The sequence below is a fragment of the Mammaliicoccus lentus genome (assembly GCF_947036595.1).
Classification (GTDB): Bacteria; Bacillota; Bacilli; order Staphylococcales; family Staphylococcaceae; genus Mammaliicoccus; species Mammaliicoccus lentus.
The window spans coordinates 1844926-1861920 of sequence record NZ_OX344834.1 but is presented as its reverse complement, the minus strand read 5'-3'; the positions used below and the strand labels follow the sequence as shown (position 1 = coordinate 1861920).

At 31.0% G+C, this 16995-nt stretch carries 19 protein-coding genes, 1 tRNA gene and 1 pseudogene; 17 read left to right on the top strand and 4 right to left on the bottom strand.

The features are described from left to right. Positions 1–239: 239 nt before the first annotated feature. The 13 genes and pseudogenes from uvrC to ACNMOQ_RS09195 all read left to right on the top strand — a co-directional run bounded on the left by uvrC (position 240) and on the right by ACNMOQ_RS09195 (position 10104). Positions 240–2027 carry an excinuclease ABC subunit UvrC gene (gene uvrC / locus ACNMOQ_RS09255; protein ID WP_064204085.1) on the top strand — a complete coding sequence of 596 codons (1788 nt, stop codon included), beginning with the start codon at positions 240–242 and terminating at the stop codon, positions 2025–2027. 187 nt (positions 2028–2214) lie between these two features. Beyond that, positions 2215–2826, top strand: a complete 612-nt coding sequence (locus ACNMOQ_RS09250) for a succinate dehydrogenase cytochrome b558 subunit (protein WP_416349757.1) — start codon at positions 2215–2217, stop codon at positions 2824–2826. Positions 2827–2858: 32 nt separating this feature from the next. After that, positions 2859–4622: a succinate dehydrogenase flavoprotein subunit gene (gene sdhA, locus ACNMOQ_RS09245; RefSeq protein WP_017000526.1), complete on the top strand. Its 1764-nt coding sequence runs from the start codon at positions 2859–2861 to the stop codon at positions 4620–4622. Positions 4623–4624: 2 nt separating this feature from the next. Beyond that, a complete protein-coding gene (gene sdhB / locus ACNMOQ_RS09240) occupies positions 4625–5434 on the top strand; it encodes a succinate dehydrogenase iron-sulfur subunit (RefSeq protein ID WP_017000527.1) in 810 nt (269 codons plus the stop codon). Between the two features lie 215 nt (positions 5435–5649). After that, positions 5650–6084, top strand: coding sequence for a MarR family winged helix-turn-helix transcriptional regulator (locus ACNMOQ_RS09235; RefSeq protein WP_064204083.1), 435 nt, complete (start codon positions 5650–5652; stop codon positions 6082–6084). Continuing rightward, on the top strand, positions 6081–6878 hold the full coding sequence (racE, locus tag ACNMOQ_RS09230; protein WP_017000529.1) for a glutamate racemase: 798 nt from the start codon (positions 6081–6083) through the stop codon (positions 6876–6878). The genes ACNMOQ_RS09235 and racE overlap by 4 nt, the downstream gene beginning before the upstream one ends. Before the next feature lie 12 nt (positions 6879–6890). Beyond that, on the top strand, positions 6891–7475 hold the full coding sequence (locus ACNMOQ_RS09225; protein WP_416349756.1) for an XTP/dITP diphosphatase: 585 nt from the start codon (positions 6891–6893) through the stop codon (positions 7473–7475). Then, positions 7472–7978 carry a metallophosphoesterase family protein gene (locus ACNMOQ_RS09220; RefSeq protein WP_182093856.1) on the top strand — a complete coding sequence of 169 codons (507 nt, stop codon included), beginning with the start codon at positions 7472–7474 and terminating at the stop codon, positions 7976–7978. Before ACNMOQ_RS09225 ends, ACNMOQ_RS09220 begins: the two co-directional genes overlap by 4 nt. A gap of 209 nt (positions 7979–8187) precedes the next feature. Continuing rightward, positions 8188–8403 (top strand): hypothetical protein, encoded by a 216-nt coding sequence (locus ACNMOQ_RS09215; protein WP_017000532.1) that lies wholly within the window; start codon positions 8188–8190, stop codon positions 8401–8403. Between the two features lie 140 nt (positions 8404–8543). Then, positions 8544–8617, top strand: a tRNA-Arg gene (locus ACNMOQ_RS09210). A gap of 434 nt (positions 8618–9051) precedes the next feature. Then, positions 9052–9252, top strand: a pseudogene (locus ACNMOQ_RS09205) (halocin C8 precursor-like protein); the annotation flags it as partial. A gap of 343 nt (positions 9253–9595) precedes the next feature. Then, a complete protein-coding gene (locus tag ACNMOQ_RS09200) occupies positions 9596–9721 on the top strand; it encodes a hypothetical protein (protein WP_261797320.1) in 126 nt (41 codons plus the stop codon). 50 nt (positions 9722–9771) lie between these two features. Further along, positions 9772–10104 carry a hypothetical protein gene (locus ACNMOQ_RS09195; RefSeq protein WP_064204080.1) on the top strand — a complete coding sequence of 111 codons (333 nt, stop codon included), beginning with the start codon at positions 9772–9774 and terminating at the stop codon, positions 10102–10104. A gap of 193 nt (positions 10105–10297) precedes the next feature. On the opposite strand, the gene ACNMOQ_RS09190 is transcribed toward ACNMOQ_RS09195, so the two are convergent. The 3 genes from ACNMOQ_RS09190 to ilvE form a co-directional block, all read right to left on the bottom strand. Beyond that, on the bottom strand, positions 10298–10468 hold the full coding sequence (locus tag ACNMOQ_RS09190; RefSeq protein WP_147640602.1) for a hypothetical protein: 171 nt from the start codon (positions 10466–10468) through the stop codon (positions 10298–10300). 189 nt (positions 10469–10657) lie between these two features. Then, on the bottom strand, positions 10658–10783 hold the full coding sequence (locus tag ACNMOQ_RS09185; RefSeq protein ID WP_261797321.1) for a hypothetical protein: 126 nt from the start codon (positions 10781–10783) through the stop codon (positions 10658–10660). Positions 10784–10897: 114 nt separating this feature from the next. Beyond that, positions 10898–11929, bottom strand: a complete 1032-nt coding sequence (ilvE, locus tag ACNMOQ_RS09180; protein ID WP_416349755.1) for a branched-chain-amino-acid transaminase — start codon at positions 11927–11929, stop codon at positions 10898–10900. Between the two features lie 278 nt (positions 11930–12207). Between ilvE and ACNMOQ_RS09175 the strand changes: the two genes are divergently transcribed. Continuing rightward, entirely contained in the window at positions 12208–13101 is an 894-nt protein-coding gene (locus ACNMOQ_RS09175; RefSeq protein ID WP_235854134.1) for a YdcF family protein, read from the top strand. 164 nt (positions 13102–13265) lie between these two features. On the opposite strand, the gene ACNMOQ_RS09170 is transcribed toward ACNMOQ_RS09175, so the two are convergent. After that, the gene (locus ACNMOQ_RS09170) at positions 13266–13706 is read right to left on the bottom strand and encodes an N-acetyltransferase (protein ID WP_017000538.1); all 441 of its coding nucleotides are present in this window, start codon (positions 13704–13706) and stop codon (positions 13266–13268) included. Between the two features lie 134 nt (positions 13707–13840). Here ACNMOQ_RS09170 and bshC point away from each other — a divergent pair, with 134 nt between their 5' ends. The 3 genes from bshC to rsmH all read left to right on the top strand — a co-directional run bounded on the left by bshC (position 13841) and on the right by rsmH (position 16980). Continuing rightward, entirely contained in the window at positions 13841–15457 is a 1617-nt protein-coding gene (gene bshC, locus ACNMOQ_RS09165; RefSeq protein WP_416349754.1) for a bacillithiol biosynthesis cysteine-adding enzyme BshC, read from the top strand. A 144-nt stretch (positions 15458–15601) separates the two neighbouring features. Then, entirely contained in the window at positions 15602–16033 is a 432-nt protein-coding gene (mraZ, locus tag ACNMOQ_RS09160; RefSeq protein WP_416349753.1) for a division/cell wall cluster transcriptional repressor MraZ, read from the top strand. Between the two features lie 11 nt (positions 16034–16044). Continuing rightward, a complete protein-coding gene (rsmH, locus tag ACNMOQ_RS09155) occupies positions 16045–16980 on the top strand; it encodes a 16S rRNA (cytosine(1402)-N(4))-methyltransferase RsmH (RefSeq protein WP_416349752.1) in 936 nt (311 codons plus the stop codon). Positions 16981–16995 lie beyond the last annotated feature (15 nt).

Sequence of the window (16995 nt, the reverse complement as noted above, 5' to 3'; positions counted from 1 at the left end):
TAATCAATGTCTCAGCCTGATTTGTTATATTGGCAATAGATGACTGACTGGCTTACTAATGCGTTCCATTAACGTTTTATCAATACTAGTTAGAATTGCTAGAGTGGGACTATGAAATCTTATTTAAAAATTAGATTTTTATCCTACTCTTTTTACATTGTAAATAGAACGTATGTTTTGGTAGGCAGACGATTTATTGATATAATAATATTAAAAAGTTATAAAGGTAGGTGAATTTTGTGGAAGACTACCAAAAGAAAATTAAACAAAAACTAGAAGTTATACCTACAGAACCTGGTTGTTATATTATGAAAGATAGACACAATTCAGTAATATATGTTGGTAAAGCTAAACGTTTAAGAAATAGGGTTAGAAGCTATTTTACGGGAGCACATGATGAAAAAACAACACGTTTAGTCGGGGAAATAAGAGATTTCGAGTTTATCGTAACTTCTAGTGAAATAGAGTCTTTGTTACTAGAATTAAACTTAATTAAGAAGCATCAACCACGATATAATATTTTATTAAAAGATGACAAGAGTTATCCATTTATTAAAATAACAAATGAAGAACATCCACGTTTACTCGTAACACGCACAGTAAAGAAAAATTCAGGTAAATATTTTGGCCCTTATCCAAACGCATATGCAGCACAAGAAACTAAAAAGTTATTAGACAGAATATATCCACTTAGAAAATGCGTTACAATGCCTAATAAAGTTTGTCTTTATTATCATATCGGTCAATGTCTAGGTCCATGTGTTTATCCGGTTGAACAAGCTCAATATCAACAAATGATTAAAGAAATTACTGACTTTTTAAACGGTGATGATAAAACGATAGTGAATGATCTACACGATAAAATGAATGCAGCAAGTGAAGCATTAAAATTTGAAGAAGCAAAAGAATATAGAGATTTAATTAAGCATATTGAAATGTTGAATTATAAACAAAATATGATGTCAGCTGACATGACAATGCGAGATATCTTCGGTTATTCAGTAGATAAAGGTTGGATATGTATCCAAGTATTTTTCATTAGACAAGGTAAACTAATTGAAAGACAGGCTTCTATGATTCCAATTATTCAAACTGCTGAAGAAGAATTCTATACATTTATTGGTCAATTTTATACGTTGAACCAACATTTAACACCGAAAGAAATTCACATTCCAAAAAATCTAGACAAAAAAACAGTAGAGTCTGTTGTTGATTCAAAAGTTATTCAACCACAAAGAGGTAAGAAGAAAGAAATGGTAGATTTAGCAATTAAAAATGCTAATATTTCATTAAATAATAAATTCGAATTAATTGCTAAAGATGAATCTAGAACAATTAAAGCTATTGAGGATTTAGGAGATTCAATGGGAATACAAACACCTATTAGAATAGAAGCTTTTGATAATTCTAATATACAAGGTGTTCATCCTGTTTCTGTTATGATTGCTTTCGTAGATGGAAAACCAAGCAAGAAAGATTATCGAAAGTATAAAATTAAAACAGTTGATGGACCAGATGATTATAAATCAATGCAAGAAGCAGTTCGAAGACGTTATACGAGAGTATTAAAAGAAGGTTTACCAATTCCTGATTTAATTATAGTCGATGGTGGTAAAGGACACATGTCTTCAGTAAGAGAAGTTTTAGAAAATGAACTAGGCTTAGATATTCCAATAGCAGGGCTTAGCAAAAATGATAAACATCAAACTTCTGAGTTATTATATGGTACGCAAGCAGAAATTATACCACTAAAGAAAAATTCTCAAGCTTTTTATTTATTACAAAGAATTCAAGATGAAGTTCATAGATTTGCTATTACATTCCATCGATCAACAAGACAAAAAACTTCTTTAAAATCTGTATTAGATGAAATAGAAGGTATAGGACCAAAACGAAAACAAAATTTATTAAAACATTTTGGTTCAATTAAAAAAATGAGAGAATCTAATGAAGAAGAATTTATGAAAATTGGATTGCCTCAGAAAGTCGCCCACAACCTAAAAGTAAAACTTGATAGTAAAGAATAATATTACAATAGAAAATCCAATTATATGGGTATGAGAATAATTCTCATACCCAAAATCTTATGTAATAATGTTACAATATACATGTAATGCTCATTGTGTTTTTTTTAATACACATGTAATCGTTTTCAGTTATAAAAGAAAATATAGACACAATCGAGTTATAGATTAAAGTTAGGGGGGACTTCTTTTGGCGTCAAGCGAAAATCAGTTTATTTTACGTCGTATCCATTCAATGTTAGGTGTAATTCCTATAGGAATATTTTTGATTCAGCATTTGGTAATTAACCATTTTGCAACTATTAGTCCAGAGGCATTTAATAAAGCTTCAGACTTTATGTGGCATTTACCATTCAAAATCGTTTTAGAAGTGGTAATAATTTATATTCCTATATTATTCCACGCTATATATGGATTATACATAGCGTTTACAGCTAAAGAAAATGTAGGCAGACAATCATTATTTAGAAACTGGATGTTTTTATTCCAACGTATAACAGGTGTTATCTCGTTTATATTCATTGCTGTACACGTTTATCAAACGCGTATACAGGCAGCATTAGGACATCATATTGATTTTGATATGGTTTCAGATATATTATCTAATCCTATTTCAGTAACGTTATATGTTATCGGCGTAATAAGTGTTATATTCCATTTCTCAAATGGTTTATGGTCATTCTGTATCACTTGGGGGATCACACAATCGCCTAAGTCACAACGCTATATGACTTATGTAACATTATTCGTATTTATCGTTATTAGTATTATTGGCTTAAGAGCTATATTCGCGTTCGTATAAGATTTATACTTTTTAGGGGAGTGACAATTTTTATGGCAAACAACAAAATTATTGTTGTCGGTGGTGGTTTAGCTGGTTTAATGGCAACAATTAAAGCTGCGGAAAAAGGTGCACATGTTGACTTGTTCTCATTAGTACCAGTTAAACGTTCACACTCTGTTTGTGCTCAAGGTGGTATTAATGGTGCAGTTAATACTAAGGGTGAAGGTGACTCTACATCTATTCACTTCGATGATACTGTATATGGTGGGGACTTCCTTGCTAACCAAACACCGGTTAAAAGAATGACTGAAGCAGCACCAAGTATTATCCACTTATTAGATAGAATGGGCGTAATGTTTAACCGTACACCTGAAGGTCTTTTAGACTTCCGTAGATTTGGTGGAACATTATATCATAGAACAGCTTTTGCTGGTGCAACTACAGGACAACAATTACTATATGCATTAGATGAACAAGTTAGAAGATTCGAAGTACAAGGTTTAGTAACTAAATACGAAGGCTGGGAGTTTTTAGGCATTGTTAAAGATGACGAAGATGCAGCTCGCGGTATTATAGCTCAAAACTTAAAAACTGCTAAAATAGAATCATTTGGTTCAGACGCTGTTATTATGGCAACAGGTGGACCTGGTATTATCTTTGGTAAGTCAACAAACTCAATGATTAATACTGGTTCAGCTGCATCTGTTGTTTATCAACAAGGTGCTAAATACGCGAATGGTGAATTTATCCAAATTCACCCTACAGCAATTCCGGGCGATGATAAATTAAGATTAATGAGTGAGTCAGCTCGTGGTGAAGGTGGCCGTATTTGGACTTATAAAGACGGTAAACCTTGGTATTTCTTAGAAGAAAAATATCCTGACTATGGTAACTTAGTACCACGTGATATCGCAACTCGTGAAATATTTGATGTATGTGTAAACCAAAAATTAGGTATTAATGGCGAAAACATGGTATACCTAGATTTATCACATAAAGATGCTCATGAGTTAGATGTTAAACTTGGTGGTATAATTGAAATATATGAAAAATTCACTGGTGACGACCCTCGTAAAGTCCCAATGAAAATATTCCCAGCTGTTCACTATTCGATGGGCGGCATATGGGTAGACTTTGATCAAATGACCAATATTAAAGGTCTTTTCGCTGCAGGAGAATGTGACTTTTCTCAGCATGGTGGTAACAGATTAGGCGCTAACTCGTTATTATCTGCAATTTATGGCGGTATGGTAGCTGGTCCTAACGCAATGGAATACGTTAAAAATATCGAAACTTCATATACAGAGTTAGATGAAGAATTATATCAAAAACGTATTGACGAAGAACAAGAAAAATTCGATCACTTATTAAATCTAAAAGGTACTGAAAACGCATATAAATTACACAAAGAGCTAGGCGAAATTATGACGGCGAATGTAACAGTTGTACGTCATAATGACAAACTGTTAGAAACAGATAAGAAAATAGTAGAATTAATGGAAAGATATCAAGATATTGATATGGAAGATACGTCAACTTGGAGTAACCAAGCTGTATTCTTTACGCGTCAATTATGGAACATGTTAGTGCTTGCTAGGGTTATTACAATTGGTGCATACAATCGTAATGAATCTCGTGGTGCACATTACAAACCAGAATTCCCTGACCGTAATGATGAAGAATGGTTAAAAACTACAATAGCACAATTCAGAGGAGCTGAAGAGGCACCTGAATTTTCATATGAAGATGTTGATATTAGTCACATTGAACCTCGTAAACGAGATTACTCACAGAAATCTAAAGGAGGTAAATGATAATGGCAGACTCTCAAACAGTTGAACAAAATGCACAAGGACAAAATCAAGAAGACAAAACAATTACATTAATCATAACTCGTCAAGAAAATGACAAATCACAGTCATATGACGAAAAGTTTGTGATTCCATATAGACCAAACATGAACGTGATTGCAGCATTGATGGAAATCCAAAGAAATCCTGTTAACTCAAAAGGTGAAAAAACGACACCTGTGACATGGGATATGAACTGTCTTGAAGAAGTATGTGGTGCATGTTCCATGGTTATTAACGGTAAAGCGCGTCAATCATGTTCTGCAATAATTGATCAATTGGAACAACCTATAAAGCTTGAGCCAATGAAAGCATTCCCAGTAGTTCGTGATTTACAAGTAGATCGTTCTCGTATGTTTGATAACTTGAAAAAAGTACAAGCTTGGGTTCCAATCGATGGTACTTACGATTTAGGTCCTGGACCTCGTATGCCTGAGAAAAAACGACAAACAGCATATGAATTATCAAAATGTATGACATGTGGTGTTTGTTTAGAAGTATGTCCTAACATAAACGTAAATAATAATTTTATGGGGGCACAAGCTATTTCTCAAGTACGTCTTTTCAACTTACATCCAACAGGTAGTATGACAAAAGACGAAAGAATTAAAGCGTTGATGTCTGACGGTGGTATTCAAGAATGTGGTAGTTCACAAAACTGTGTGAATGCTTGTCCGAAAGGTATCCCATTAACTACATCAATTGCTTCAATGAACAGAGAAGCAACATTCCAAATGTTTAAATCATTCTTTGGTTCAGATCACCAAGTATATTAATATTATATATTAGTGCTGTGACATCATTGTCTAGTTTATATAAGCCAGTAAAAATTCTTGTATTTTTGAATTTTTACTGGCTCTTTTTATGCTTTAATATAAGGATGTTTATCTATACTAATAAGGCTTAATCAACGCATTTCATTAACTTCAAGTTATTTGATATGTTATTATAAAGTGTATAAGTAAGAAGTTGAAAAGAGGTACCATCGATTATGGAAGATATTACGAAACAGATTGAATATTCTCTAAGACATATTGTAGAAAGAACAAAATATACAGCGAGAACACAATTAAAACTTTATGATATTTCACCACCACAATTTATAACATTGCAATGGTTATATGAAAATGAAAATCTTACTATAGGTGAATTATCTAAAAAATTATTTTTAGCATATTCTACGACAACAGACATCATTGATAAATTAGAAAAGAAAGAGTTAGCAATGAGGATTCAATCTGTTGATGATAAAAGAGTTTTCCATGTTAAATTACTAGAAAAAGGCGAGCATTTAATTGACGAAGTGATTCACGCAAGACAAAGATATACGGAAGAATTATTGTCTGTTATGAATGACGAGGATAAAATCAAATTTAATGAAGCTTTAGATATCATGTTAAAAAGAATGAGAAGTGAAGACCAATGAACAAACCAATAGGCGTGATAGATTCAGGAGTCGGAGGCTTGACAGTAGCTAAGGAAATTATGAGACAATTACCAAATGAAACAATATATTATTTAGGTGATATTGGTAGATGTCCTTATGGTCCGAGGTCGAGAGAAGAAGTCAAAGAGTTTACTATACAGCTTGCTAATTTTTTAGTTAAAAAAGATATTAAAATGTTAGTTATAGCGTGTAATACAGCTACAGCTGTAGCATTAAAACCTTTACAGGAATTACTGTCTATACCAGTTGTAGGTGTAATAGATCCTGGTTCAAGAACTGCTATAATGACAACAAAAAATAATCGTGTTCTTGTATTAGGTACTGAAGGTACTATTAAATCTGAAGCATACAGAAGAAGTATTAAGACTATAAACCCTCAAGTAGAGGTAAAAGGCATTGCTTGTCCAGGATTTGTACCATTAGTTGAACAGATGAGATATAAAGACCCGACGATTACAAGTATCGTTATCCATCAGACATTGAAACAATGGAGATATGATGATTCAGATACAGTAATTCTAGGTTGTACACATTATCCATTGATTTATAATCAAATCAATCAATATTTTGATGGTGAAAAGTCTGTTATATCATCTGGTTTAGAAACAGCAAGGGAAGTAAGTGCGTTGTTAACTTTTAGCAATGAACATTCTTATTATACGCCAAACCCACAGCACAAATTCTTTGCCAATGGTGATGTTGAGCACATTACACGAACGATAACAGAATGGTTACATATAGAAAATGTAGAAGTAGAAAGAATAACATTGTAAGGGGAGACTACTATGAAAGACATTATAATTGCATCAAATAATAAAGGTAAAATTGAAGATTTTAAAGCGATATTTCCTAAAGCAAATGTGATAGGTATATCAGAAATTGCACCAGATTTTGATGTAGAAGAAACAGGTACAACTTTTGAAGAGAATGCTATCTTAAAATCAGAAACAGCTTCTAAAGCATTAAATAAAATTGTGATAGCAGATGATAGTGGATTGTCCGTTGAAGCTTTATACGGTGAGCCAGGTATATACTCAGCACGTTACGCTGGTGAACCTAAAGATGACCAAGCTAATATTGAAAAATTATTATCTAACTTAAAAGATAAAGAAAATAAAAATGCTGAATTTATATGTGCTATTGCTGTAAGTGAACCAGGAAAAGATACAGTAACTTATGTAGGAAAAGTACAAGGAGAAATAATAGATGAAAAAAGAGGAGAGAATGGATTTGGTTATGATCCAATATTCTTTGTGCCATCGTTAGATAAAACTATGGCAGAGTTAACTGCAGCTGAGAAAAGTGCAATTAGCCATAGAGGAAATGCTATTAAACTTATGAATGAAGATATAGGGGAGCGATTTCAATGAAATGGATAATTGTTAGTGATAATCACGGAGAGCAAGGTATACTTCATGAATTATATGACTATCATAAAGATGCAGATTTATTTTTACACTTAGGAGATTCTGAATTTAATTATGATGACAGTGAATTAAGTTTATTCAAGCGTGTAAAAGGGAATTGTGACTTTGACCCTCAATTTCCAATAGAAAATAGTGGAGAAATAGAGAATATTAAATATTTCTATACACACGGGCACAGATATGATATTAAATCAAATAGAGAAGTTTTAAGTGCACATGCAGCAAATGAAGGTGCTCAATTTGCATTTTATGGTCATAGTCATGTTGCATTATGTGAATCTATAAATGGAGTATATTGTATTAATCCTGGTAGTATATCGCAAACTAGAGGAGATTGGGAAGAAACATATGCGATTTTAGAATTCGATGAAAAAAGAGAAAATGTAAATTTATCATTCTTAAATAGAGATCATAAAGAACTAGAAAAACAATCACTAGCTCTGTAATATACTTTAAAAAGATATAATATGATTTGTAAAAATTAAGTATAAATGAATAGTTATAAATAAAACATGAGATATTCAAGAGAATATCTCATTTTAATTACAATTAAAGAATAAACTTTCATTTGTAAAATAAATGTTTTATAATATGACTATTAATTCACAGTAAATTTAAAAGATTTACAATTAATCAAAATCGGGAGCGGGTATAAATGGAAAGAACGCGTGTAACATCACTTATAAACAATGAAAAATTTTGTATAAATAAAGGTGAAGAAGATGAAGTACATCGTAATGAAAATATATACGTATTAAGCGCTTATGGACTTGTACATGCAAGTATAGTAGAAATCTTTGAAGATCAATCAATTTGCAGAGCAGATAAAGAAAATACAGTTAAAATAAATGATATCGTACTAACAGATTAATAAAAAAATCAAAATTTCACAAAAAGAGTGTAATAATACCTCGAAAGCGATTTAATAAACCTTTTTCTTTTTAAAAAGTATTGATTAAACTGCAGCAATTAGATATAATTATTCTTGTGTTAATAAATGAGTTAATAAATGTCCTGGTAGCTCAGTAGGATAGAGCAACGGCCTTCTAAGCCGTCGGTCGGGGGTTCGAATCCCTCTCAGGACGCTAATAAGTAAATTCCGTTACATCTCGTTACTAAAAACGAAGATGTAACGGAATTTTTTGTTTATAGTGAATTACTGTTTACTAAGGTAATTGCTCCGGAACTACACTAAAATAATTAGAATACTCATCGTCAATAAAGCAATTGGAATAAAGTAATATTGTTATTTATTATTTCCTTTTTTATTGCTTATAAATCTGAATAGTAAGCCAATAATTGCCATAATAATTAGGATAAAAGTGCTGATATTAATTATTGTTTTAAGTTGTTGATTGCTTACGAATATTGAATTAATGATTATACTAAGAGAAATAATGATAAATATTATTGTGAAAAATTATAAAGTTTATTAATATTTCATCAAATTCTTTCTACATTTTTCCAATTATGATAATGTAATACTTGAAACTATATAAAAATTGAAGAAGAATCTGTTGAAACTTTGCCACCTAAAAAACGTGGATGATATGAATGGGCAGTTGGTACATTATGTGGTACTGGCGGAGTAGGTGGAATTTGGGCAGTAGCTACTGCATTAGGCATTACTACAGGTTGGGGTGTATTTACATTAGCCAAAGTTTGCGGTCTAATAACATCTCTTGGTTGTACCGGGGCAACAAACTATATTTATAAATAAGAAATAGGCGATTACATGACAATGTTTATAATGATATTTCTTTTAGTATATTCAATTATAATTACTTTAATGTATTTCAATAAAAAGAAATAACTGATTTTATTGTGAGCATTATTATGCTTATTATTAAAGGTATTATAAAGACTTTTAGGATTTCTATATTTTTTTGAAGTATTGTCTCAACTATGATGTATATTATTATTAAGGAAGTTCAGGTTTTAGATCATCTAATTATTCTAATTATAGTGATTGTATAACTGATGAAGTTAGAAATAGTGTTAGTGTTTTAATTTCGACTAATACAGCAGCTACTGGTACTTTAACACAGGCAACAGTAGTTAAATTGTTAAAACAAGCTGGAAAATCAGCTATAAACGGTAATATCTATGGAATTGCAGCTCAAATTACGTGGGCAGATGCTAACTGTTCCTGTCATCATTCAAAAGTCGGTCAAGCTTTAGGTGGCTAGAATATAAAAAAACGGTTTTATTTATCTTGATATAAGGAAGTGTAATTTCTGTGAATAATGAAGAATTAGAGTCTAGACTTTTATTGATCAAACAATCAATTGATGTTTTACAAGAAGAGTTAGCACCTAACTTAAAAACAAGAGATTTAGTCTTGCTACGTTATGGTTTAACTGTTGATGAAATAAAAAAGTTAGATAATTATTTATTTAATTTAATGATGGATGAGTGTGATCTTACAAAGAAAGATTTTAAAGAAAAGCTATGTCAAATAAGAGAAGTCCCAGAACTTCCAGACAGACAAGTTGATGATATTTTGGAAGGTTATAAAAATAGTGGGCTTTATATAGAATTGATAGATAATATTTTAAAAGATGGTAATTAATTTTAGGGCTTTGTACGATTTCGTACAAAGCCTTTTTTAAAACAAATGAAACGAATTTCTTCTTGTTTTGATACTATGTAAACTACCCAGTGATAAGGGCGGTAGTTTTTACATTATCATATACATAGAAAAAGTGCATATCTACAGAGTGTAATTGAAGTAAATTGTTACTGACGTTTGGTCTTTTTTATTTTCAAGCTATCTCCATAATACAATCCATATCTAAATACATAATACCTTTATCCTCGTAATTTATAACTTGTAACGAGTTCATCATCTTATCAAACTTGTGTATCTTACATTTAAATTCTTTAATATACCCAATATGCCAGTAGTTAATAATAGAAACTGGGTTATAAAACATTTTTTCTAACAGTACATGATTTAAATTATGTAGGTCAGATTAACTTAATTCTCGTTTCTCAATCTTATTTTGATTATATAAGTGTTGATTAATTATTTCATATTGTTGTGCATAGTCTCAAATGGAGCCCACTTATTTATTCCACGTCCATTTTGTTTAGCAATGGGCTTATTGTTTTATACAAGTCATTTATGAGATTGCTCGTTTAATTATTAAAATGGCTATAATTATAACACTTGCACCGATTAGAAATTCTTTCTTTTCTTTTTTAGTTGTCTTGCGTACATTGATTTTTACTTTCATTGTTTTACTCACTGTTTGTCACCTCCGTATATATTAATAATATAACGTTAGTATGCGAACGCCAACTAAATTAAGTGTTTTATTATTTGCCAGTGGATCATCCTTTGTACAAGATTACTATATATTTTAAGCTTCAACTTCGTTTAATTGCTTTACATCTAATGTCCAATTAAATATATCTTCTGCTTTGCCTGTTTGTATGTCCTTATATGCTTTATATAATTGTTGAGTAATGCGTGATTTTTGATTGCTATTAAGTATTATCTCATTATTTAAGTGTGAAATTCTATTTACAGGCGTAATTGCTTTTAATGTGTCTGTGCAGAAGACTTCAGTTAAGATACCTTTGTCATTTGCTAATACGATATCTTCTATAGCTATTTCTTTTTCTGATACTTGATATCCGAGGTTATTAGTGAGTTTGATTATAGTTTGGCGCATAATTCCTGGTTTAATACTCCCATTTAATTTTGGAGTTACAATTTCATTATTGATTACGAAAAAGATGTTTTTGTTACTAACTTCTTCTATATATTTCTTTTCTATACCGTCTAACCATAGTACGTTATCATATCCTTTTTCTTGAGCTTGCTTTTGTGCTAAAAATTGTGAAGCAAAGCTGCCTCCAAATTGTGTGTAACCTGCGTCTCCTCTTATTGATTTTACAAGTTCTTGTTCCACATATAATGAAATAGCGTTTGGTAACGATTGATCTGATTGTTTTGGAATAGTTGAAACTATAATATTGAAATTATATTCTTCAGATTTGCTTACACCTAATTTACTTTCTGTAGCGTACATAAAGGGACGTATGTATATTGAGTTTTCTTCATTAATGTTTATAGAGCTATCAACATTGAGTAATTGGATTAGGGTATTAATCACAGGTTCTACTGGAATGGTGGGCATTTCTAATCTTGTTAAAGAATGATTGAATTTATTTAAGTGATCATATGGTTTGAAAATGGAGAAGTTATTTTTATCATTAAAGGCTATCATATCTTCGAAAACTGTTTGACCGTAATGTAAACATTGCGCGCTAGGTGAAATTGTTATGGGGGCATAAGGTCTTATTACGGGTTTTGACCAACCTATATCTGAGTGATACGACATGTTGATCATATATTCGGAAAATTTATTAATCGATTCATCATTCATTGTTATTGCCTCCTAAAAAGTTTATGTAATGTTGAATAGTATATCAGGTACATTGACCTAATACAATACGTTATTTGAATATTCTGATAATTAATAAAATGATTTTATTCTTTATTTTATGAATATTTTTCATTATGATGATATACTTTTATTGTTATGAGTAATGGGAAGGGGTGAGCATAATGACAGTGGGTATTGTTTTTTTAATAATATTTTTATTGAGTTTTAAAATAGAATTTCGCCAATATAAAAATGTTTATTTTCTAGCTATTATTTTTATGTCGGTTTTAATCAGTATATTTGTGAACCTAATCATCCCAAGTTTTGAATTAAATATGAATGTGAATTACTTATTAATTCTTAATATGTTTTATGGTGTATTAGTTATTGTAGTTATGCTGTTGTCACTTCTCAATACCAAAAAGAAAATTGCGAATGAAGGTAAATTTGTTAATAATATGCTTGTTTTAGGTTATGGTGTTTTTATTCTTATTAATTTCTTAATCATTAGTTTTAAGCCAGATTCAATTTTAAAATTTTATGAAGGTGTATGGATTGTATACGTATCACTAATATTCTATTACTTAAACATTATCTTCATATTTCAAAATCTTTATGCTTGGATCATAAGTGGGTTATCAAGAAAAAGAAAAAGTCATTTCATTATCGTTTTAGGAGCAGGCATTATAGAAGACAAAGTAACGCCATTACTTCAAGCAAGATTAGATAAAGCAATTAAAATAAAAAAGAAAAATTTAGATGCGGTGTTTATAGTAAGTGGAGGCCAAGGACCAGACGAAATTGTAAGTGAAGCAGAAGCTATGCGTAAATATTTGTTGAGTCAAGGGGTATCAAATAAAGATATTATTATGGAAGAAAAATCTACAAATACTAAAGAGAACCTTATATATTCTTATGATATTATGAAAAAATATGAAGTAAATCCGTTTGCGATTATTGTTTCGAATTATTTTCATATATTGAGAGCTGGATTTTTATCAAAGCAATTAAAGATTGATGCTACTGTTTCAGGTGGTGTTTCAAAGACATACTTTTATCCTAACACGTATGTTAGAGAATTCATGGCTTTGTTGGTCATGTTTAAGAAGACACATATAATCGCATTTTTATTGATAACAGCTTATGTTATATCGTACGTATTAACACAATAAGAGGGTGTCGCCTCTAAGACGAAAGAAATTTTAACTAAACACGTTATATCTAAATTTTAATTGACGACTATAACAAAATAGCATCTCATTTCTAACTGAATAAATCAGTGAAATGAGATGCTATTTATTTTAAGTTAGGAATTATATTCCAGACTGTTTTTTATTTAAGGAGTCCAAATTACAACGTCTTCTCCAGATTGATTTTGTTGCTCGATATCTTTAAATCCATGATTTACAAAGAAATCTTTAGATTGGTTACGTGCAATACATTTAATCGGTAGGCCATAGCTTTTAGCATAGTCTAATAATTGCAATCCGTAACCTCTGTCTTGATAATCTTTTAACACTTCTAGTTTCCATAAAATCAAATAATCACTAAAGTTAGGGAAATAAGTCTTCTCAACTTCATCTTGCTTGAATAAGCACATTCGAGCAACTAATTTATCCCCAACATAAATGCCGAAAAATGGTGAATCTGAACTTGCATCTATAATTTTGCCTTTTAGTTCTTCTACCATATATAAACCTTCGTTACCGAAGTTTCGGAATTGTTCAAATGCTTCTTCTGTTTTGTAATTAATTTGTAAATGTTCTACTTTTGCCATGATAATCCCCCTTGCTCTTTTCTTAATTATACTTCATTTATAACAAATTTTAAATTATAAGCCGTTAGATTGTTTTATTTAGCTATAATCTTTATACTTATTATAGTAATCAATTCTGAAGGAGAAAGACACGTATGGACTGTATAAAGACGTTAATTGATAAGCAAAATAGTTTCATAGATAGATACACTAATCAAAGTGAAGAAATACTGAATTTTTATGATTATAAGCCAGGCTTACAAGATGAATTCGTTAGACGAAGCGAGACATCTGCTAATGGTAGAGAAGAAATATTAGCACATGTTATAAGAAATTATATGTCTGATTTAACTTTATCAAAGGCTCAAGAAACTAATATTCAAAATTTAAGTAAAGGTCATAAAGTTGTAATTGGTGGTCAACAGGCGGGGTTGTTTACAGGACCACTTTATACATTTCATAAAATCATTTCTATCATTATTTTAGCTAAAGAGCAAAGTCGAAAATTAAATCAACCTATCATACCAGTATTTTGGATTGCTGGGGAAGATCATGATTTTGATGAAGTGAATCATACATACGCATATGACCGTATCACAAGACAGTTAAATAAAATCAAATATAATACTGTAGAACCACCAGAAAAAAGTGTTTCTGAATATGTATTTGACGAAGAGCTTATATTGAAAGCTTTAGATGATATGTTTAAATCTATTGGAGAAACAAAACATTCAAAAGATTTAAAATCGTTAATTACTCAAATAGTAAAGGATGCTCATTCATGGAGTGATATGTTTAAATATTTAACACATGAAATTTTTAAAGAATACGGTTTATTAGTAATTGATGCTCATCACCCAAGATTAAGAGAAATGGAAAAACCATTCTTCAAACAAATTATAAATAATTATAAACAAGTTGATGAAGCCTTCAGAACAACGCAAAATAATTTTGCAGAAGTTATCAAAAATCGCATGATTTTGACTGATACGAATGTACATTTATTCTATGAGTATAATGACAAACGTCAATTAATAATGGCGGATGAAAATGCTTTTTATTTAAGTAAGGATTCTGAGGTTGTATTTAGTGAAGATGAATTGCTACAACTAATAGATAATTACCCAGAGAGATTTTCTAATAATGTGGTAACAAGACCTCTTATGGAAGAATATTTATTTAATACTTTAAGCTTTATTGGTGGTCCAAGCGAAATAATCTATTGGGGAGAGTTAAAAGGTGTATTCAACGTATTAAATATTGAAATGCCAATTGTAACACCTAGAATGCGTATAAGTTATTTAACTCAAGAAGCGAAAAAAGCTATAGAATCATATGAACTAGATATAAATGATATTTTAATAGAGGGCGTACAAAGTGATAAAGATAAGTTTATACGTGCTCAAGCATCTGATGAAGTATTAAGAGAAATTGAAAAAATGAAAGATATACAAACATCATTCCACCATAAATTAATTGATGAAATCGGTGATGAATATCAAAATAGACAATTAATAGAAAAAAACAACAAAATTCATCAACATCAGTATCAGTACTTATTAGATCGATATTTACTGAATGTTGAAAGAGAAAACGAAATTAGTATGAGACATTTTGAAATAATAGAAAATACGTTACACCCTCACCAAGGTTTGCAAGAAAGAGTGTGGAATCCGGTACAAATTATGAATCAATTTGGGACAGATGTGTTCAGTCCCTCCACCTATCCACCACTTTGTTACACTTTCGAACATATAACAATAGAAGTATAGAAATATCAACGGTTACACCGAATTTACAGACTTGTAAATTCGGTGTTTTTTTTATGTATTGTACAAATTTTGAGAAAACTTGTATAAATAGTGGAGGATTGTGGGGGAATGTGGTAAATTATAAATAAGGTGAGGTGAAATAAAATGTTCATGGGTGAATATCAACATCAATTAGATACTAAAGGACGTATGATTGTACCTTCGAAATTTAGATATGATTTGAATGAACGTTTTATTATCACTAGAGGCCTAGATAAATGTCTGTTTGGTTATACACTTGAAGAGTGGGCACGCATCGAAGAAAAATTAAAAAACTTACCTATTACAAAAAAAGATGCACGTAAATTTATGAGAATGTTTTTCTCAGGTGCTGTTGAAGTTGAATTAGACAAACAAGGACGTATTAACATCCCGCAGAATTTAAGAACATATGCAAATTTAAGTAAAGAATGTACAGTAATTGGTGTTTCTAACAGAATTGAAATTTGGGATAGAAACACTTGGAATGATTTTTATGATGAATCTGAAGACAATTTTGAGGACATTGCAGAAGATCTCATCGATAATGATTTTTAGGAGTGGAGTAAATGTTTCATCACGTATCAGTACTATTAAGAGAAACAGTAGACAAATTAGACATAAAACCCGATGGTACATACGTAGATTGTACATTAGGTGGAGCTGGGCATAGTTTATACCTAGCCGAACAATTGAATGATGATGGTCATCTAATTGCAATCGATCAAGATGAGACGGCTATTCAACATGCTAAAAATATTTTGAAGGATCATATCCATAAAGTAACCTTTGTACAAGACAACTTTAGAAATTTAGAACATATATTAGAATCATTAGATATAAGCAAAGTAGATGGTGTGCTTTATGACTTGGGCGTTTCAAGTCCGCAACTTGATACTCCTGAAAGAGGTTTTAGTTATCATTATGATGCAAAGCTTGATATGAGAATGGACCAAACTCAATCACTATCTGCATATGAAGTGATAAACGAATGGCCGTATGAGCAACTTGTTAAAACATTTTTTAGATATGGTGAAGAGAAGTTCTCTAAACAAATAGCTAGAAAGATTGAAGCAAGACGAGAAAATGCTCCTATAGAAACGACTTTCGAACTAGTGGATTTGATAAAAGAAGGAATCCCAGCTGCTAAGCGTAGAAAAGGCGGACACCCAGCTAAAAGAGTGTTCCAAGCTGTGAGAATTGCAGTGAATGATGAGCTAGGAGCCTTTGAAGAATCTATTGAAGCAGCTATACAACATGTCAAAGTTGGTGGGAGGATTTCCGTTATCACTTTCCATTCTTTAGAAGATCGTTTGTGTAAACAAGTATTTCAAGAGTATGAAAAAGGGCCGGGTGTCCCAAGAGGATTACCAGTTGTACCTGAGGAATACCAACCTAAACTCAAAAGAGTTAACAGAAAGCCTATTATTTCTGATGACGAGGAACTTGAAGAAAATAACCGAGCAAGAAGTGCGAAGCTAAGAGTAGCAGAAATCTTAAAGTAGTTAGAGGAGTGGCAA